The 18,995-nt window shown below is 59.5% G+C and carries 20 protein-coding genes; 2 read left to right on the top strand and 18 right to left on the bottom strand.

The window, feature by feature from the left end:
- Window positions 1–35 precede the first annotated feature (35 nt).
- The 14 genes from phnN to phnG form a co-directional block, all read right to left on the bottom strand.
- Window positions 36–632 carry a phosphonate metabolism protein/1,5-bisphosphokinase (PRPP-forming) PhnN gene (gene phnN / locus FHW77_RS11115; protein ID WP_004439238.1) on the bottom strand — a complete coding sequence of 199 codons (597 nt, stop codon included), beginning with the start codon at window positions 630–632 and terminating at the stop codon, window positions 36–38.
- Entirely contained in the window at window positions 629–1,765 is a 1,137-nt protein-coding gene (locus FHW77_RS11110) for an alpha-D-ribose 1-methylphosphonate 5-triphosphate diphosphatase (protein ID WP_004439239.1), read from the bottom strand. The genes phnN and FHW77_RS11110 overlap by 4 nt, the downstream gene beginning before the upstream one ends.
- Window positions 1,762–2,460 carry a DUF1045 domain-containing protein gene (locus tag FHW77_RS11105; protein WP_161794455.1) on the bottom strand — a complete coding sequence of 233 codons (699 nt, stop codon included), beginning with the start codon at window positions 2,458–2,460 and terminating at the stop codon, window positions 1,762–1,764. Before FHW77_RS11105 ends, FHW77_RS11110 begins: the two co-directional genes overlap by 4 nt.
- Before the next feature lie 274 nt (window positions 2,461–2,734).
- Window positions 2,735–4,084, bottom strand: coding sequence for a phosphonate ABC transporter, permease protein PhnE (gene phnE, locus FHW77_RS11100; RefSeq protein WP_004439241.1), 1,350 nt, complete (start codon window positions 4,082–4,084; stop codon window positions 2,735–2,737).
- A complete protein-coding gene (gene phnE / locus FHW77_RS11095) occupies window positions 4,084–5,070 on the bottom strand; it encodes a phosphonate ABC transporter, permease protein PhnE (RefSeq protein WP_004439242.1) in 987 nt (328 codons plus the stop codon). Before phnE (FHW77_RS11095) ends, phnE (FHW77_RS11100) begins: the two co-directional genes overlap by 1 nt.
- A 70-nt stretch (window positions 5,071–5,140) precedes the next feature.
- A complete protein-coding gene (phnD, locus tag FHW77_RS11090; RefSeq protein ID WP_004439243.1) occupies window positions 5,141–6,046 on the bottom strand; it encodes a phosphonate ABC transporter substrate-binding protein in 906 nt (301 codons plus the stop codon).
- A gap of 86 nt (window positions 6,047–6,132) precedes the next feature.
- Window positions 6,133–6,993: a phosphonate ABC transporter ATP-binding protein gene (phnC, locus tag FHW77_RS11085; RefSeq protein ID WP_004439244.1), complete on the bottom strand. Its 861-nt coding sequence runs from the start codon at window positions 6,991–6,993 to the stop codon at window positions 6,133–6,135.
- A 214-nt stretch (window positions 6,994–7,207) separates the two neighbouring features.
- Window positions 7,208–7,825 carry a transferase hexapeptide repeat family protein gene (locus tag FHW77_RS11080; protein ID WP_004439245.1) on the bottom strand — a complete coding sequence of 206 codons (618 nt, stop codon included), beginning with the start codon at window positions 7,823–7,825 and terminating at the stop codon, window positions 7,208–7,210.
- Window positions 7,822–8,529 carry a phosphonate C-P lyase system protein PhnL gene (gene phnL, locus FHW77_RS11075; RefSeq protein ID WP_004439247.1) on the bottom strand — a complete coding sequence of 236 codons (708 nt, stop codon included), beginning with the start codon at window positions 8,527–8,529 and terminating at the stop codon, window positions 7,822–7,824. The genes FHW77_RS11080 and phnL overlap by 4 nt, the downstream gene beginning before the upstream one ends.
- Before the next feature lie 4 nt (window positions 8,530–8,533).
- The gene (gene phnK, locus FHW77_RS11070) at window positions 8,534–9,310 is read right to left on the bottom strand and encodes a phosphonate C-P lyase system protein PhnK (RefSeq protein ID WP_004439249.1); all 777 of its coding nucleotides are present in this window, start codon (window positions 9,308–9,310) and stop codon (window positions 8,534–8,536) included.
- The gene (locus tag FHW77_RS11065; protein ID WP_004439252.1) at window positions 9,307–10,209 is read right to left on the bottom strand and encodes an alpha-D-ribose 1-methylphosphonate 5-phosphate C-P-lyase PhnJ; all 903 of its coding nucleotides are present in this window, start codon (window positions 10,207–10,209) and stop codon (window positions 9,307–9,309) included. Before FHW77_RS11065 ends, phnK begins: the two co-directional genes overlap by 4 nt.
- Window positions 10,210–10,342: 133 nt before the next feature.
- Window positions 10,343–11,452 (bottom strand): carbon-phosphorus lyase complex subunit, encoded by a 1,110-nt coding sequence (locus FHW77_RS11060; RefSeq protein ID WP_044459961.1) that lies wholly within the window; start codon window positions 11,450–11,452, stop codon window positions 10,343–10,345.
- Between the two features lies 1 nt (window position 11,453).
- Complete coding sequence (gene phnH / locus FHW77_RS11055) at window positions 11,454–12,062, bottom strand: phosphonate C-P lyase system protein PhnH (RefSeq protein WP_004439258.1); 609 nt, start codon at window positions 12,060–12,062, stop codon at window positions 11,454–11,456.
- On the bottom strand, window positions 12,062–12,523 hold the full coding sequence (gene phnG / locus FHW77_RS11050) for a phosphonate C-P lyase system protein PhnG (RefSeq protein ID WP_004439260.1): 462 nt from the start codon (window positions 12,521–12,523) through the stop codon (window positions 12,062–12,064). Before phnG ends, phnH begins: the two co-directional genes overlap by 1 nt.
- A gap of 82 nt (window positions 12,524–12,605) precedes the next feature.
- Between phnG and phnF the strand changes: the two genes are divergently transcribed.
- Window positions 12,606–13,343 (top strand): phosphonate metabolism transcriptional regulator PhnF, encoded by a 738-nt coding sequence (gene phnF / locus FHW77_RS11045; RefSeq protein ID WP_004439262.1) that lies wholly within the window; start codon window positions 12,606–12,608, stop codon window positions 13,341–13,343.
- A gap of 21 nt (window positions 13,344–13,364) precedes the next feature.
- Here phnF and dapB read toward each other — a convergent pair whose 3' ends face one another.
- From dapB to mepA, 4 genes are all read right to left on the bottom strand, one after another.
- Complete coding sequence (dapB, locus tag FHW77_RS11040) at window positions 13,365–14,192, bottom strand: 4-hydroxy-tetrahydrodipicolinate reductase (protein ID WP_004439263.1); 828 nt, start codon at window positions 14,190–14,192, stop codon at window positions 13,365–13,367.
- A 126-nt stretch (window positions 14,193–14,318) separates the two neighbouring features.
- On the bottom strand, window positions 14,319–15,341 hold the full coding sequence (locus tag FHW77_RS11035; protein ID WP_004439264.1) for a glucokinase: 1,023 nt from the start codon (window positions 15,339–15,341) through the stop codon (window positions 14,319–14,321).
- A gap of 22 nt (window positions 15,342–15,363) precedes the next feature.
- Window positions 15,364–15,747 (bottom strand): methylglyoxal synthase, encoded by a 384-nt coding sequence (locus FHW77_RS11030; RefSeq protein WP_004439265.1) that lies wholly within the window; start codon window positions 15,745–15,747, stop codon window positions 15,364–15,366.
- Between the two features lie 99 nt (window positions 15,748–15,846).
- Complete coding sequence (gene mepA / locus FHW77_RS11025) at window positions 15,847–16,902, bottom strand: penicillin-insensitive murein endopeptidase (RefSeq protein ID WP_034496147.1); 1,056 nt, start codon at window positions 16,900–16,902, stop codon at window positions 15,847–15,849.
- A gap of 200 nt (window positions 16,903–17,102) precedes the next feature.
- On the opposite strand from mepA, the gene FHW77_RS11020 reads away from it, so the two are divergent.
- Entirely contained in the window at window positions 17,103–18,947 is a 1,845-nt protein-coding gene (locus FHW77_RS11020; protein ID WP_004439267.1) for an extracellular solute-binding protein, read from the top strand.
- Window positions 18,948–18,995: the final 48 nt, after the last annotated feature.

Genomic DNA, 18,995 nt, shown 5'->3' with positions numbered 1-18,995 from the left:
GCGCACCCGTTTGTCGAGCAGTGCGGCCGGGGATTTTATGTACGGTTGCGGACGCTTTGCTCCAGAAGCTGCATCATTGTTTTTCCCGCATCTTCGATCGCGCCGCTGTTGTCCACAGTGATCACGTCAAAATTGCCGTCGACACAGAGAGAACTACGTTCCAGCCGTCGCAGGATATCGTCGCGGCTCTCCCGTCCTCGCTGTTCCAGCCTTCGTGCCAGAACCTCCGGTCGCGCCACGATATTCACGACCTTCAGGCGGGAAAAAGCAATGCCGAACTGAGGCAGGGCCGACCGGGAGCCGTTGGCGATAACCACGTCCCCGGCGTCCAGCTGACGATAGACAGCGGCCGGAATGCCATATTTCAGCCCATGCGCCTGCCAGGAGACTGCGAAAGCGCCTTCACTCTCAAGCCGGTTGAATTCCTGCATGGAAACTGCGTCGTGGTTTTCACCGCCCGCGTCGCCACTGCGGGTAATGACGCGGCGGGTGAAGTGAAAGCCCGGCCGGCCGGACAGCTGCATTGCCGCATAATCCATCAGCGTATCTTTGCCGGCCCCGCTGGGGCCGACAATGACGATCATGGTTCCGGGCGATCCCTCGCGCCGGCTATCTTGTCCGTCGCCGGTCATGCCACGCGCTTGCCCAGACGCCAGACGGAACGTGCCACGGGAACGCCATCTTCGCGGTGAACCCGGACCAGATCGGCCCGCAGACCGCCGGCTATGCGGCCGCGGTCGTGAAGACCAACGGTCCGCGCCGGTGTGGCGGTGACCATACGCAGAGCTTCCGGCAGCGTGATGGCTTCCACCTGATCGGCAAGCAGGAACGGCGCGAAGAGCAGGCTGAAGGGCACGTAGTCGGAAGAGAGAACATCCAGAACACCAATTTCGGCCAGATCGCGGGCGGCGATGTTGCCGGAATGGGATTTGCCGCGAACGATGTTCGGGGCGCCCATCAAGACACTCATGCCGGCGCTGTGCGAAGCTTTTGCCGCCTCGACGCTGGTGGGAAATTCCGCCAGCTTCACACCGTGACCAATCGCTTCGCCGACATGCGCTTCTGTTGCATCGTCGTGGCTCGCAACGGTGATTCCACGCTCGGCGCAGCGGGCAGCCAGATAATCACGATGCTTGGCGGAATATTCCGCCGATGCCGCCTGCCTGCGCCGCACGAATTCGGCGAACGCCTCGTCGCTCAGACCGCGCTTCTTCTGATAATAGAAAATATACTGATCCATCGACTGGAACTGGCGCTGGCCCGGGGAATGATCCATCAGCGAAATCAGCCGCACGCGCGGATCGGTTTCGAAATCTTCAAAATGCTCCAGCACATCGGCGGAAGCGACCTCACAACGCAGATGCAGCAGGTGGTCCGAGCGCAGGCGGTTCTGATCCGCCGCCGCCTCGATGGCGTCAGCCATTTCCCGCATTTCACCTTTTTTGAAACCACCGTCTTCATCCGAGCCAAGTCGCAGGCAATCGAATACGGTGGTGATGCCGGAGGCCGCCACCTGTGCGTCATGGGCCTGAATGGCGGCAATCTTGTCCCAGATGACACCGGGGCGCGGCGAATAATGCTGCTCGAGATGGTCGGTATGCAGTTCCACCAGGCCGGGAATCAGGAAATCGCCTTCAAGATCTTCTCCGGTCTTGGAGGCGCCTTCGCTGATATCGGCGATCTTGCCGTCGCGGATCAGAACGGAGCCCAGAATAATATCGTCTTCCAGAACGATACGGGCGTTGGAAAGGGCGTGCTCAGTCATGGTGTCGCATCTTCCTTTGGCTGCTGGCCAAGCGGGTGCCAGCTGTGAACGGTGAAGGGGGCGCCGCGCGTTTCTTCAATGAACAGGGCGAGGCCGGAAACGGTGAGGGGTTTGTCGGTGAATTCGGCAAATCGTGCGGAGAGAAGCTCATGCACGGCGGGCTGTTCGCTTTCGTCGATCCGGCCGGTCAGCGTCATGTGAAAACGGAAATCATCCATGACATGCGGATAGCCCCAGAGCGACAGATTTTCCCGCTGGCTTTCGGTCAGCATCTGCGGCCGGCGGCGGGCAATATCTGTTTCGGACAGGGGCGCGCGGAACCGGTCGAAATGATCCACGATTTCCGCTGCAAAGTCTTGCAGCGGCTGGTAAATGCGATCCGGCACCAAGGCGAAGAATGGCCCAAGTGCACCAACCACGATACGCGGAATGTCAAAGGCCGGCTGGCTTGCAGCAAAGTCCGCGACGGCCGCCAGCAGCTCTGCTTCGCTGTATTTCTCGGACAGCTCGAAAGGCGCTTTCAGGGTTGCGTGGAAGCCATAACGGCGGGGCTCTTCCGTCATCTCCGCATAGTCGGCATGGTCATCATGCAGTCTGCCGGAAAACGCGTTTCGTCCAAGCCAGCGGGATGCCGTTTCGGTCAGAGGATGATCTTTAGCCGGAGAAAAATAGATGGCATAGCGCACGGCAAGCACTCTTCGGTGTCATGGAAAACCAGGGATGAGAAGCTATTTGGCGTGACTCGCCCGCCTCCCGCAAGGTCAGGAGTGCGAAGTAATCTCTTTCCGTGACAGAATGATGATGCAGATGGAAAAAAGCGCACCTGGAACCTCATAGAGGTTAAGGGTGCGCTTGAGGATAAGTTAGCCCTACGGACGCGGGACGGAGAAAGGATCAGTCGCTTCTCCTGATGTGAGGGGCGGGATGACGAACGCTTGCGGCGTCACGTGAAGTCCCGCCTTGCCGGGTTTAATGATGCGTTTTCCCGATCAGACGCGAACGCAGCGAGTTAGAAATGTGGTCGAACAGGAAAACGACGAAGAGGATCAGCAGGACCATATAGGCCACCTTGTCCCAGTCGGCATTGGTGCCCATCGCTTCCAGCAGTTTCAGGCCGATACCCCCGGCTCCCACCGCACCGATGATGGTGGCGGACCTGGTGTTGCTCTCCCAGAAATAGAGTGACTGTGAAATAAACACAGGCAGAACCTGCGGCAGCACGCCGAAGCGATTGACGGCAATCGGGGAGGCGCCGACCGATTTGACACCCTCGCGCTGCTTGTCGTCGACATTCTCCAGCGCCTCGGCATAGACCTTTCCGAGCGCGCCGGTATCGGTGAAGAAGATCGCGGCAATGCCGGGGATCGGTCCGGGGCCGAAGCTGCGGGTGAAGAACAGTGCCCAGATGAGCATGTCGATCGAGCGCAGAAAATCGAAAAGGCGCTTCATGCCCCAGTTCGCCGCCCTGTTCGCGGTGATGTTGCGTGCGGCGATAAAGGCGAGCGGCAGGGCAACGACGGTGCCGAAAAGCGTACCCACGAAAGCCATGACCAGCGTTTGCATCAGCTTGGACAGGATGTCGGCGTGTTGCCAGACCCTGTTGTCGAGAAAATCATCGACCATATGGCTGAGATTGGAGCGCGCGGGATCGAGCCTCTCTCCCCAGAGAGCGAGAGCGGCAAGCTCGCCATAACCCTTGCCCCAGAATTCCGATTTCGTATCGAACAGGAAGTTCGCCCATCCAAGGAAACGCCGCTGCACATAAACCTGACTGGTGCGGATTTCCGCCTGACCGGCAAAGCCGTAATGCACCAGCACCTTTTTGCCGTCCTGCTGTATTTCGGCAGGCAGCCCCTGTGGTGCAACCGCGCCGTCGTCGTTGATCATGACGGGATAGTTCTTGCCGTCGACATAGACATCCACGCGGGTTGGCGTCACATCGAGGCGGTTGTCCGAACCCGCATAAACAACACTGTAACCGCCATCGGGCAGGGGTTGCAGCCAGTCGATCTTCGCATCGACCGGATATTGACCGCGGCTCGACCATTGCGGTTCAACCTTGCCGGCTTCGAAACGGAGGCGCGGTTGGGCGCGCCAGGAATACCAGTCCTGGATGTAGCTGGAGGCGCGATCCCATCGGCCCTGCATGAAAGCCGGACCAACATTGAAGAGGAAAAAGCAGCCGACGAGGTAGGCGGTGACGGCAAGAAGTCCGACAAGCAGACCATATCGCTGCATGAAACTGCGGTTGAATACCTCAGGATGCGCAGCCGTCAGCCTCTCGCGCTCGGCAGTGTTGAGAATGAAGCTGGAAGACATCAGGCCGCTCCCCGTCCGAATTCGAAGGATTGATGGCCGATCAGCCTGCGGCGCAGCCAGCCGGAAAACTGATCGACGGCGATGATGGTGATCAGCAGCAGAATGATGATGGCATAGGTCTTCGACGCATGATCATTGCCGATGGAGAGCCGGAACACTTCGCCGATGCCGCCGCCGCCCACGGCGCCGATGATGGTGGAGGCGCGCACGTTGATTTCGGCGCGCAACAGCGCATAAGAAACGAAATTTGGCAGCACCTGCGGCACGATGGCGAAACGCACCCGCTCCAGCCAGTTGGCACCGGCGGCGCGAAGGCCTTCATCCGGCTTCATGTCGGCATTTTCCACCACTTCGAAGAAGAGCTTGCCGAGAGCGCCGATGGTATGGACCGAGATTGCGATGATCGCCGCGATCGGACCGATCGACAGAATGGCTGTCAAAAGCCCGGCGACGACGATTTCAGGAAAGGCGCGCAGCACTTCCATCACCCGGCGCACCAACCAGCGCACAAGGCCGGCGCCAACGAGATTGGTGGAGGCGAAGAAGCAGAGCACGAAGGCGAAGCCGGTGCCGATGATCGTCGAGACCAGCGCAATATTGAGCGTGATGATCAGCTGGTAGATGAAGTGCGGGATGTAGAAACCGCTGGTGATGTAAACGCGATCCGCGACATAGTTGTATTTCAGCGAACCGTCCGCATAGGGCGACGGCAGGTCGAACATGGCCCGGAAGATTTCCAGCGGACTATCGGGTACGAAGGTCTTCATGAAATCGAAGAAATAGGGCAGGCGCTCGAAAAATTTGCCTGAATTGGCCGCATTGGCGAAATTCAGGGAGGCGGCAAGGATGACGAGAAAGATCACGAGCGAAATGACGGTATAGATTCGCCGAGTCGCAAGCTGCTGTTGATAATGACGCATGACCGTCTGGGACGATGCGCTCAATCCTTCTGGCGAGAAGGTACCATGGTGCAGTGTGGTCGCCATGCCGCTTTTCCTTTATTTGCAAAAGCGGCGGCGCCGCAAGGCACCGCCGCTTCCGGATATGATCTGAGGATCAGCCGCCGATAACCGACTTACGGGCGTCGATGATCGTCTGGTAGAAAGACGGGTCGACCTTGATGTAGGCGGTGTTCTTGCCCTGGGTGAAGCCCTGGAAGCAGGCGAGGTCCTTCTTCGGCAGTTCCATGAAGAAGTTTTCGACCTTCTGCTTCATCGCGTCGCCGAGCTTGTTGGTGACCATCAGCGGGCCGTTCGGGATCAGTGGCGACTTCCAGACTTCGACGATATCGTCCATGTCAAGGTTGCCCTTCTTGACCATCTGGTAGAGGTTGCCGGCCGTGTAGCCTTCTTCCCACTTGCCCACGCCCGAACCAAAGGTGGTGCCGACATCGAACTTCTTGTCGAGAACGGCGAGAACGAGGTTCTCATGGCCGCCGCCAAAGCCGGTTTCGGAGAAGTATTCCTTGACCGGAACGCCGGTTTCCTTCGGAATAGCGACGTTCGGAACGAGGAAGCCGGAGGTGGAATCGGGGTCCGCGAAGCCGATCTTCTTGCCCTTGGCATCAGCCAGCGTCTTGATGCCGCTGTCCTTGCGGGCAACCATGATCGTGTAATAACCGGTCGAGCCGTCAGCGCCGGCGGTGGTCAGAATCGGATCAACGGCCTTCGGATCGGCCAGGGCGATCTTGGCGTAGGAAGAAGCGCCCATGGAGGCGATGTCGATGGTGCCGCCGAGCAGACCCTGGATGACGCCGTTATAGTCCGGCGATGGGAAGATCTGAACTTCGGAAACGCCGGTCGCGGCCTTCAGGCCATCGGCTACGCACTTCGTGTTGCGGATCTGGTCCGCTTCGTTTTCGGAACCGTCGAGACCGATGCGCAGGACCTTGACGTCCTGGGCCATGGCGGAACCGGCCAGAACGCCAAGGGCGACTGCCGAAAGAAGGATTTTCTTCAACATGGACTTTCTCCTGTTTCCCGGCAAGCCGGAGTTTGTTGTGAACCATCGGCCCTTGACGCGGGCGCAAACGATGCTGGGCGGTTCCCTCAGAGCCCGGCGAGAGCGAGCGGTTCGGGACCGGCAGATTGCTGCACCGGACGCGCGGCAAGTTGCGCGCCGGGAATATTGATGCTGGTCGAGGTCATGGTCTCGTCGATGCCGGATCCCTGAGAATCGGTTCCGTAAATCTCGGTAACGGCTGCGGCCGTCAGTTCGGCGGGCGTTCCGTCGAACACGACGCGGCCCTGAGACATGCCGATGATGCGTTCGCAATAGTTGCGCGCGGTATCCAGCGTGTGCAGGTTGGTAATGACGGTGATACCTTCACGCTCATTGATGTCGCGCAGCGCGTCCATCACGATCTTGGCGTTCAGCGGGTCGAGCGAGGCGATCGGCTCGTCGGCAAGGACCATCTTCGGAGACTGCATCAGGGCGCGGGCTATGGCGACGCGCTGCTGCTGACCGCCGGAAAGCGTACCGGCCGCCTGCATGGCCACATGTTCGATACCAAGCCGCTCCAGCGCGGCGATGGCCATCAGGCGCTCTTCATGTGTGAAGATGTTAAAGAGGCTCAATGCCGTGGAACGGTGGTTGAGGCGTCCAAGCATGACATTGGTGAGCACGTCGAGGCGCGGAACAAGATTGAATTGCTGGAAGATCATGGCGCAGTCGCGCTGCCAGTTGCGCAGTGCAGCCCCCTTCAGCGACGAGACTTCCGTGTCATTGAAATTAATGGAACCCGAGGACGGATCGACGAGGCGGTTGATCATGCGCAGCAGCGTCGACTTGCCGGCGCCTGAACGTCCAATCACGCCGACCATCTGGCCCTGCGGAATTTCGACATTCACGGAATCGACCGCAGTGTGATTGCCGAAACGGCGCGTGACTTGCTTCAGGTGAAAGCTCATTTCCCCGTCCAATCTTCTTTTGACGGGGTTCGGCGTAACAGCGGTGCGTGAAGTGCGAATGTCAGTTTGATGAAGAAAATATTACAAAGAGCTCAAGTGTTGCGGCCGCATGTTTGCCGGCGAATGTCTGGGAACCGGCCCGCCGCGTCTTCAGGACACCAAACTGAAAAGCAAACCCCGGGAACTTCCCGGGGTCGATCAGGTCTGTAATGTTTCAGCCGCGATATTTTCTGATGAAATCCTCGGCCGACATGCTGCGAAAATCATCGAGCGCGTCGCGCAGTCTTCCGTGATCCCAATCCCACCAGCTGAGGTCATCCATCTGCCGGCCCAGTTCTGCGGGGAAACGCTCCCGGATCAGTCTTGCGGGTACACCTCCCACGATGGTGTAGGGCGCTACTTCCCTCGAGACGACAGCACCTGCTCCGATCACCGCGCCGTTTCCAACGGCGACCCCAGGCAGGATGGTGGCGCCGTGGCCGATCCAAACATCGTGACCGATCACCACGCGTCTGGCGCGGCGAGCGGCAAAAAAATCGGTCTCGTCTTCCGCATCGTCCCAGTAATTGCGCGCGCGATAGGTGAAATGATGCAAGGTCGCCCGCTGCATGGGGTGATTGGTGGCATTGATGCGGACGGAGGCAGCGATGTTGACGAATTTGCCGATGGTCGCGCACCAGATGGCGCCGTCCTGCATGACATAGGAATAGTCGCCCATCTCGACCTCCTCGATGCGGCAGCGCTCCGAAATTTCGGTGTAGCGGCCGATCGCGCTGTTGGTGACGCGGGCGGTTTCGTGGATGACGGGCTCAAGGCCGACCTTCACACTCATGCTGCAGCCTTCCGCGGAGAAAACTGCGAAACGTCGAGAATGCGGTCGGCCACGGCTTCCCGCACTTCTTCATCATGAAAGATGCCGAGCAGTGCCGTGCCCTTTTCCTTTTTCTCCCTGATCATCTCGACGACGACACGCCGGTTGGTGGCATCAAGGGAAGCAGTTGGCTCGTCGAGGAGCAGGATCGCATGATCGGTGATGAAGCCGCGGGCGATGTTGACGCGCTGTTGTTCACCACCTGAGAAAGTGGCGGGCGGCAACGACCACAATTCGCGCGGCAGGTTAAGTTTCGAAAGCAGAGCGGCCGCCTGCTCACGTGCCTCTTCAGTGGCAATCCTGCGCGCCAGAAGCGGTTCGGCAACAACGTCTATGGCGGCGACGCGGGGCACCGTGCGCAGGAATTGGCTGACATAACCGATGGTGCGATGGCGAATGTCGAGGATCGTGCGAGGGGAAGCGCTGCCGATGTCGACAACTTCACCCTCATGGCGGATCAGAATCTGTCCGCTGTCTATGGCATAGTTGCCATAGAGCATCTTCAGGATCGAGCTCTTGCCGATGCCGGAGGGCCCGCCGAGCACGACGCATTCGCCGCTGCAGACAGAGAAATTGACATCGCGGACGACAGGCAGTTCGATGCCGTCGCGAAGATGCATGGTGAAGCTTTTGAAGACTTCCGAAACGATGAGGGGCGTCGGCATGGCGTCAAACCTGCAAGATGGAGGAAACAAGCAATTGCGTATAGGGCTCGCGCGGATCGTCCAGCACCCGGTCGGTCAGGCCGTGCTCGATGACGTCGCCGCCCTTCATCACCATCATGCGGTGAGACAGCAGCCGGGCTACCGCGAGGTCGTGGGTGACGACGACGACGGCGAGGCCGAGATCGTTAACGAGGCCACGCACAAGATCAAGCAGACGCGCCTGCACGGACACATCGAGACCACCTGTTGGCTCATCCATGAAAACCAGGCGCGGCGAGGTGACGAGATTGCGGGCGATCTGCAAACGCTGGCGCATGCCGCCTGAGAAGGCGCGCGGCTGATCATCGATACGGTCGGTGCCGATTTCCACCCTCTCCAGCCATTCGCTGGCCGATTGCCTGATATTCCCGTAATGCCGGTTGCCAACTGCCATCAGCCGCTCGCCGACGTTTGCACCGGCCGAAACCGCCATTCGCAACCCGTCTGCCGGGTTCTGATGCACGAAGCCCCAGTCGGTGCGCATCAGGAAACGCCGTTCGGCCTCACCCATATGGTAGAGATCGCGCATAGAGCCGTCGCGCATGCGATATTCCACGCTGCCTGCCGTTGGCATCAGCCGGGTGGAAATGCAGTTGAGGAGCGTGGTTTTGCCGGAACCGGATTCGCCGACTATGGCGAGAACTTCACCTGGATAAAGTTCGAAAGAGACATTGCGGCAACCGGCTCGGTCACCGTAATATTTTGAAACGTCACGGACTTTGAGAAGCGGTGCGTCGCTCATTCTGCGGCCTCCTTCACATCCGCCAGCATATGGCCCTTGTGGCCATGGGCGCGGCGGTCCTCGCAATGATCGGTATCGGAGCAGACGAACATCCGTCCGCCTCTGTCATCAAGCACCACCTCGTCGAGATAGACATTTTCTGCGCCGCACAGCGCGCAGGGCTTGTCGAAGCGCTGGATTTCAAAAGGATGATCCTCGAAATCGAGGCTGACGACGTCGGTGTAGGGCGGTACAGCATAGATGCGCTTCTCGCGCCCGGCGCCGAACAGCTGCAACGCGTCCGACATGTGCATTTTCGGGTTGTCGAATTTCGGGGTTGGCGATGGATCCATCACATAACGCCCGGCCACCTTCACCGGATAGGCGTAGGTGGTGGAGATGCGGCCGTTGCGGGCAATGTCCTCATAGAGCTTGACGTGCATCAGGCCATATTCCTCCAGCGCGTGCATGACGCGCGTTTCGGTCTCGCGCGGCTCGAGGAAACGCAACGGCTCGGGAATGGGTACCTGATAGACAAGCACCTGGCCCGAATGCAGTTCCTCTTCCGGAATGCGGTGCCGCGTCTGGATGATGGTGGCATCCTTCGTTCGGGTCGTGACGGCAACATTCGACACCTTCTGGAAGAAGGCGCGGATGGAAACCGCATTGGTCGTGTCATCGGCGCCCTGGTCAATTACCTTCAGCACGTCGTCGGGGCCAAGAATGGAGGCGGTCAATTGCACACCGCCCGTGCCCCAGCCATAGGGCATGGGCATTTCACGGGAAGCGAAGGGAACCTGATAACCCGGAATCGCGATGGCTTTCAGGATTGCCCGGCGGATCATCCGCTTGGTCTGTTCGTCCAGATAGGCGAAGTTGTAGGCAGCCAGTCCGTCGTCAAATGAAACTTCTTCAAGCATTGCGCGTTAGCCTTGTGAAAAAAGGAGTACAAGCTCATGGAGATTGGAATTCTTGTAGCCGTGTTCTTTGCTGTCTTTGCAGCAACGACCGTCTTTTGCGCTTACTGGTTTGGCGAGCAGCACAGCCGCTGAGTCATTCGGCCGCATCGCCCATCCATTCCGCGCCATTCGCGTTCGTCGCTTCGAAATCAGCACGCATTTTTCGGACGAGGTCGAGTTCAGCCTGGAAATCCACGTAATGCGGCAGTTTCAGATGTTCGACGAAGCCCGTTGCCTGCACGTTGTCGGCGTGTGAGATGACAAATTCTTCGTCCTGCGCCGGCGCTACGACATCTTCGCCGAATTCGCCGGCGCGTAGTGCACGGTCGACCAGCGACATGGCCATCGCCTTGCGCTCGCTCTGACCGAACACCAAGCCATAACCGCGCGTGAATTGCGGAGGGGCCTTGGACGAACCCTTGAACTGGTTCACCATCTGGCACTCGGTAACCTGGATATCGCCCAGTGAGACCGCGAAGCCAAGTTCCGGTACGTCTAGCTGGATTTCAACGTCACCGATGCGAATCTCGCCGACAAAAGGATGTGTCCGACCGTAGCCGCGCTGCGTGGAGTAAGCGAGCGCCAGAAGAAAACCCTCATCGCCGCGTGCCAGTGATTGCAGGCGCAGATCGCGCGACATCGGGAATTCCATCGGTTCCCGTGTCAGGTCACCGGCAATATGATCGTCCGGCAACTCGCCATCGCTTTCGATCAGCCCTTCCTGGGCAAGAATATCGGAAACGCGCATGACATGTTCCGGCTCGCTATCCCGCTGGGTCGCTGCTTCGACCGTTTGGTCTTCGAGAAGAGAGGGGTCGAGCAGGCGGTGGGTATAATCGAAGGTCGGCCCCAGCAATTGTCCGCCCGGCAGGTCCTTGTAAGTCGCGGAAACGCGCCGCTTCACCGTCATATGAGCTGTGTCCACCGGTACCGAGTAACCGAAGCGCGGCAGCGTGGTGCGGTAGGCACGCAGCAGAAAGATAGCTTCGATCATGTCGCCGCGCGCCTGCTTGATGGCAAGGGCTGCGAGCGACTGATCGTAGAGAGACGCTTCCGCCATCACCCTGTCGACAGCGAGCGAAAGCTGTGAAACGATCTGCGCGACCGTCATGGCCGGCAGGTCCCGGTCTCCGCGCCGCTTGTCGGCCAGAAGCCGGTGGGCATTGGCGATGGCGGTTTCACCGCCTTTGACAGCAACATACATCTTATGACTCCACGAGTTTGATGCGCGTCGTGCGCGGCAGGCAGACGAATTTATCGCCAGCCGTCAGGATCACGTCGACGCCGCGCGGGAAGAAAGCGTTGTTCTCCGCCCAGAGCCTCGGGAATATGTCGGGCAGACCGGAAGGACTGATCACGTTGACGTGGCGGATGCCAGGGCCGGAAAGCTGCAGTTCCCGACCGCCATCGAGATCAGGCAACTCGATGATGAGCGTGGTGGAACGGTCGGGATATTCCTGGCTTCCCAGGGCGAAGAGACCGAAGGACGAAATGGCGCTGCCGGCCTCGAAGACCGCGAAATGTGCCGTGCCCTTTTCTTCTGTCGCAGCTGCGCCAGTGTGAAAACCGATCCAGCCGGGGACAGCGGTTTTTCGCAGTGCGCTGCTCAGCCAGACCGGAGTGTCATGGTCACAGAGCGCCAGCAGAACCGCTCCGGTCGCCGCGGCAAGCGGCAGCGGCGGAAAGACTGCTGTTTCGACCGCCTGTGTGGTGCCCGGACGGGCCATGCCGTCCATCAGTTTTTTGAAAACCCGTTGGGAATCGAAGACGGCGTCGGAGAAACCGCCCGTCAGTGCTTCGGCCTTGACACCCATCAATCTTCTCCTCGAACCATGGTAAAGAAATCGACCCGTGTGGCGGCAGTCTCTTTCATTGTCCGCTCTTTCTCTGCGGTCAGCCTTTTTTCGAGAGGCGAGAGAAGCTCGGTCTCGATGAAATCCCGTGTCGGGCTTTCCTGCCAGAGCGCATCGAAAACGGCGGCGTACCAGGCTTTTTTGCGACCGGTGCCGAGAACATGCGCATGACCCACGGTGCCGGAGGCCAACTTGATCGTCGCCCGGGTGACTGTCGTTTCACCGAGGTTGAAAGGAGCGCCGCCACCGCCGATCCGGCCCTTGACCATCACCAGCCCGGTTTCCGGCCCACGTACGGTTTCCGTTTTGGGGTTCTCACCCTGGCGGTTCCAGGCCGTTTCAAGTTCCTGAACCGTGGCGCGGGCAAGGAGCGCTGCCGCTCTTTTTCTGCCTGCGTGTATGTCTGCCGTATCGTTTGTCATTGCTTGACCTCTAATGTCTATTGATATAGACAACTATACAATATAAGCTACAAGTAATGGCGATGAATGACAAGCGTGTGACATGAGCCCTTCGGCAACGATGAAAAGAAAGAATGGAGTGGCGCTCTGGCGGCAGATCGCCGACCGGATCAGAGGCGAAATCGCCGCTGGTGATCACGACGAAACCGGCATGTTACCGCCGGAAATGACATTGGCGCAAAAATTCGGCGTCAACCGCCATACTGTCCGGAGTGCCATTGCCGCACTGGCGAGCGAGGGCATACTCGAGCCGATGCAGGGACGCGGCACGATCATCGCCCGCAAGGAGCGTTTGAGCTTTCCGATATCGCTACGCACGCGCTTTACGGCTGGCATCGGCGATCAGGTAAAGGAAATGGAGGCGCTGCTGCTTTCCCACATCACCGAGCCGGCCAATGCCGATCTGGCGGCGCGATTGCAATTGCCGCTGGGTACGCCGCTCATACGTCTCGAAACGCTCCGCAAGGCGGACACTCGCCCGGTCTCTCGCTCGACCACGTGGTTCCCCGCCGACCGTTTTGCCGGAATAGGAGAGGCTTATCAGAAAAGCGGCTCCATTACGGCTGCGTTCAAGATGCTTGGTGTGGCAGACTACGTGCGCATTTCGACCGTCATTTCCGCTAGTCACGCGGATACGCGCGATCTCGCCGATCTCGAATTGTCACCAGGCGCCATCCTGCTGATAACCCAGGCACTGAACGCAGATATGGACGGCGTGCCGGTGCAATACGCCATCAGCCGCTTCTCGGCCGATACGGTCGAATTCACAGTGGAAAACTAAGGTCAAAATCGAGGTGGAAGACTATTCCGCCTGCGACAACCCCAGCACATCCAGCATCGAATAGAAACCGGGCTTCTTGTCGAAGGCCCAAACCGCTGCCGTGATTGCGCCGCGCGCGAAGATGGAGCGGTCGCCGGCGTAATGGGAAAGTTCGACGCGCTCGCCTTCGCCGGCGAAGATGACAGAATGTTCACCGATCACCGAACCACCGCGCAGGGTGGCAAAGCCGATGGTTCCGATCTCACGCGCCCCGGTATGGCCGTCACGCACACGAACGGATGACGTGGAAAGATCGACGTTGCGGCCGGCGGCGGCGGCTTCGCCCAGCAGCAGCGCTGTGCCGGAAGGTGCATCCACCTTGTGCTTGTGGTGCATTTCCAGGATTTCGATATCCCAGTTCTCCGCATCCAGCGCCTGCGCCGCCTGCTGCGTCAAGACGCTGAGCAGGTTGACACCGAGGCTCATATTGCCCGACTTGACGATGCGAGCGTGGCGCGACGCCGCCTTGAATTTTTCCTCATCTTCCTGCGCGCAGCCCGTGGTGCCGATGACATGCACGATGCGGGCCTGTGCAGCGAGACCGGCAAAGGTGACGCTGGTTGCCGGTGAAGTGAAGTCGATCACCCCTTCGGCGTGGAGAAATGCCTGCAGCGGATCGCTGGTGATTTCGACGCCGATGGGGCCGAGACCGGCAATCTCCCCGGCATCGCGGCCGACAAAGGCCGAACCCTCGCGCGCGACCGCAGCATGCAGCTGAACGCCCGGCGTCTGGTGAATGAGGCGGATCAACGCCTGTCCCATGCGGCCCGCCGCGCCGACCACCACCAGTTTCATGCCGCTGCTGCCCATGCTGTCACTCACTTCTCATGTCGGGCGGATCGGAACCCGCCGGTATCGGATGTTTGATGTGTTCCGCATTGACGTTAAAGACCGTCCGCCCGCTTCGCAAGCATCACGTCGGAACGGTTCGGGCGATCAGACCCTCCAGCGCCGCCCGTCCAGCGCCAGGCCGAAATCGGAAGGTGTTCTCGCATAGGTGGCGAGGCCGGAAAGGGCCGCCTGCGGGTGGGTGACGACGAAGGTGGGGATGGTCCGCATCAGCGCGCTGTGCGGCGCCTTGTCTTCAAAGGCGGTCCGGAATTCCGGGCTCTTGAGCGCCGGAATGATCTTCTGCGAAATGCCGCCCGCGAGATAAACGCCGCCCTTGGCCATGAAGATCAGCGCGAGGTCGCCCGCCACGCGGCCGAGATAGGTGCTGAAAAGCGAAAGCGTTTCTTTGGCCTGTGCATTCTCGCCCGTCAGCCCCTGCGCGGTAATATCGGCCGGATCGGAAAAGACGGCTTCGATGCCATCGGCCTTGCAGACGGCGCGGTAAAGATTGACCAGCCCGCGCCCGCACAGAATCTGTTCGCCAGCGACGCGACCTTCGATGGTTTCGATATGCGGGAAAACCGCGTAGTCACGCGCGCTTCTCGGGCCGATATCGATATGGCCGCCTTCGCCCGGAACCGGAAACCACATATGGCGCGCATAAACCAGACCGGCCACACCAAGTCCCGTGCCCGGTCCAAGAACGACGCGAGAGGCCAGCACGTCTTTTTTGCCGGAGCCGATGGCTTCGCGGTTGTTGTCATCCAGAGCCGCAATCGCGAGCGCCTGCGCCTCGAAGTCATTGATGACGATGACGTCCTTCAGACCGAGATTGGCGAGCATTCCCTTCGGCTTGACGACCCAATGGCAGTTGGTGAGCGGTATCTCGTCACCTTCGATCGGGCCGGCAATGGCAAGAATGGTCGAGACGGGTTGAAGCGAGGTCTTGTCCAGAACAGCCTGCTGGATGGCGTCGTCAATGGTTGGGTATTCCGCCGTCTTCACCGTTGTGAGGTGCACGGGCTCCGCAAAGGAATCGATCAGGATGGAAAAGCGGGCATTGGTGCCGCCGATGTCGCCAAGAAGGATTGGAAAGGACAGATATTCGGTATCGGACGTCTTCGGCATTGCCTGTTCCATGGTGGGAGGGTCAGTTGGCGACGTGGAAGTCGATGAGATTTTCTGCGGTGGCGCGGTTGAGCGCCATGGGAATATCATAGACCGTGGCAAGTCTCGTCAAAGCCTTCACGTCGACATCATGCGGCATTGCCGTCAGTGGATCGGTGAAGAAGATCAGCATGTCCACTTGGCCAGTGGCGATCATCGCGCCGATCTGCTGGTCGCCGCCGAGAGGGCCGCTTTTGAGGCGAATGACTTCAAGCCCGGGGCAGGCTTCCTGCACCCGTCCACCGGTGGTACCGGTTGCGACGATCTTGAAATTGGCAAGCGCCTTCTGGTGATGACGGGCGAAATCCGCCATATCGTCCTTTTTCTCGTCGTGAGCGATGAGCGCGATACAGCGTTGTCCTTCCATGGTCCCAGCCCGTCCCCGTAGAATTAAATCGATTTGAAGCCTTCTATAACAGCTTGCCGCCATTTGAAAAGGGAAGCTGTTGAATGCCTCATTTCTGTTTCAGTTCAATGTCGGGCGCTGGGTCGGAAGTGGAATATCCGAAGGCGGCTGCAGGGCGGGGGCCGCCTGAATGACCTGTTCCACGCTTTGCTGGCGCACGGCTTGGGTCGGCGAAGTTGAATAAGCCTGGGCTGCAATCCCCTCGGGGTTGGCGGAAGGAGCGGCGGCCACGGCGGCGCAGGCAGCGGGCAGGTCGGAAACCATGACGGGACGCGGTTTCACCGGCTTGGCATTGGGGTCCTTTTTCGGCGGCGCCCATGGCTCCTTAGTGAACCACCAGGCAAGAGACTTGTCGCAGCCATCGCCCTTGCCGACGGCGGCCTGCGGCTTGCAGTTCGGCGCGCCGGGCGGGCATTCGAGACGGATGTGGAAATGCTCGTCATGGCCGTAGATCGGCCTGATCTTGCCCATGAAGGTGCGATCGCCGGTCCAGGTCTGGCAGAGCTTCTGCTTGATCGCCGGGTTGACGAAAACACGCTCCACCTGCGGGTAACTTGCCGCCATCATCACCAGCCGTGCGTTCAGCGGCGACCACTTGCGGTCGTCAACCGTCAGAAACTTGCTCTTGTCCAGCATGGAGATAAAGGGCACCGTTTCGCGCTGTTCGACAGTGAGCCGAGGCGTGGGCATGGGCCGCCACCAGACATCTACATCGAGGCCGATCTGGTGCGAGGCATGGCCTGTCAGCATCGGACCGCCGCGCGGCTGGGAAATGTCGCCGAGCAGCAGGCCCGGCCAGCCGATTTTCTGGGCGTCCTGCGAAAATTGCTCAAGGAAGGAAATCAGCTGCGGCTGGCCCCAGCGCCGGTTGCGCGAAAGGCGCATGGCCTGCCAACCGGGACCATCCGTTGGCATGGCGACTGCGCCGGACTGGCAACCCTTGGCATAGGAGCCGATCGGCTGGGATGCTGCGGCAGAAGGCAGCGCCATGTGGCCGAACACTTCTTTTGCGGGCCTGTCTTCGGCTGACGCGGTTTCGATCTGCAGCTGCAGCGACGAGACGACCGACATCGCCAGCATGGTCGCCTTGAAAATTCTCGATGATCCCGCCGTCATATAGCCGTGCCCGCCCGATCAGTTGATTCTCTTGCCCCAAGAATAAACTGGAACGGGATTTTGTTAAAACCGTGTTTCGTGTTGCCCTTCAGGGCGGGATAACGACGCTGATAAAGAGCTTGTGAGACAGCGCATCTGTTTTTTGCCAATGTTTCTTTTATGCTCTCCGCAACAGGCACAAAAACAGGGACATTGACCCGATGATATTGGCACCACTGAAATCCCGACTTCTTATCGCCCTTATGGCGTCCGCCCTCCTGATGCCGGCGGCGGCTTCCGCCCAGTCGGTCGATGTCTGGCGAAAGGGGATTTCGACGGTCGGGGAGCTGAAGCATCCCGATGGATTTGACCATTTCGATTATGTAAACACCAATGCACCAAAAGGCGGCACGTTGCGCCTCTCCACATCGGGCACCTTCGATACGCTGAACCCGCTGCTGGCGAAGGGCGAGGCCGCGACGGGCCTTTCGCTCGTCTTCGATACGCTGATGAAGTCAACGGAAGAGGAACTCTCGGCCTCCTATGGTTTGCTGGCGGAAGGCGTCAGCTATCCCGAGGATATCTCCAAAGCGACGTTCCGCCTGCGTCAGGAGGCCAAGTGGGCGGATGGTAAGCCTGTGACGCCTGAGGATGTCGTGTTCAGCTTCGAAAAAGCCAAGGACCTGAGCCCGCAGCTTGCGACCTATTACACCCACGTCACCAAGGCGGAGGTGAGCGGTGACAGGGACATCACCTTCACCTTCGATGAAAAGAACAATCGCGAGCTGCCGCAGATCGTCGGTCAATTGCTAATCGTTCCCAAGCACTGGTGGGAGGGCACCGGCCCGGACGGCAAACCGCGTGACATATCGCGCGGCACGCTGGAGCCTGTGATGGGTTCCGGCCCCTACAAGATCGCTGCCGTCGCCCCCGGATCGACCATCACTTATGAACGCCGTGACGATTATTGGGGCAAGGACGTTAACGTAAATGTCGGGATGAACAACTTTAAAGCCATCGCCTACACCTTTTTTGCCGATCAGGACGTGGAATTCCAGGCGTTTAAATCGGGCACGATCGATTTCGCGCGGGAGGCTTCCTCCAGCCGCTGGGTCACGGGTTATGATTTTCCCGCCGTCAAGGACGGTCGGGTCAAAAAGGAGGAGCTGCCGAACATCTACCGTTCCGTCGGCATCATGCAGGCCTTTGTGCCGAACATGCGGCGGGAAAAGTTCCAGAACCCGAAACTGCGCAAGGCGCTGAACTATGCCTTCGATTTTGAGGAACTCAACCGCACGCTGGCTTACGGCCAGTTCCAGCGCATCAACAGCTTCTTCATGGGCAGCGAACTGGCTTCGTCAGGCCTGCCAACGGGTCGCGAACTGGAACTGCTTCAGGAGCTCAAGGATCAGGTCCCGCCTGAGGTCTTCACGACGGAATACAAGAATCCGGTGGCGGGCGATCCGGCCAAGCAACGCGACAATCTGCGCGAAGCCGTCAGGCTGATGAAGGAGGCGGGATATGAACTGCGCGGCAATCGCATGGTCAATGCGAAAACCGGCCAGCAACTCGATATGGAATTCCTGATTGATTCCGCCGGCATGGAACGAACAATCCTTCCTTATGTCCAGAGTCTGAAGAAAATCGGAATCAACGCGACCATCCGCACGGTCGATGCCTCGCAATTCACCAACCGCACCCGCAGCTTCGATTACGACATTATCGTCAAGCTCTGGGCGACGTCGGCCAATCCGGGTAACGAGCAAGCCGATTACTGGGGTTCGGCGGCTGCTGATCGTCAGGGATCGAACAACCTCGCCGGCATCAAGAACCCGGCCGTCGATGCTTTGGTGCGCAAAGTCATTTTTGCGCCCAATCGCGATGAGCAGGTCGCTGCTGCCCGGGCGCTCGACCGGGTGCTGCTCGCCAACAGCTATGTCATTCCGCAATTCTACCGCGGCGAGCTGTTCATCGCCTATTGGAACACGATTGTCCGCCCGGAAAACCTGCCCGAATATGGCATCGGTTTTCCTGAAGCCTGGTGGTCCAGCCAGGCCGGAAAATGACGCCGGCCTTGCTTTCGCGATCAAGGCTTGATTCACATAGGCCGAGAC

This window comes from Agrobacterium sp. RC10-4-1 (genome assembly GCF_014138475.1).
GTDB lineage: Bacteria > Pseudomonadota > Alphaproteobacteria > Rhizobiales > Rhizobiaceae > Agrobacterium > Agrobacterium pusense.
This window is presented reverse-complemented; position numbering and strand designations above follow the sequence as displayed.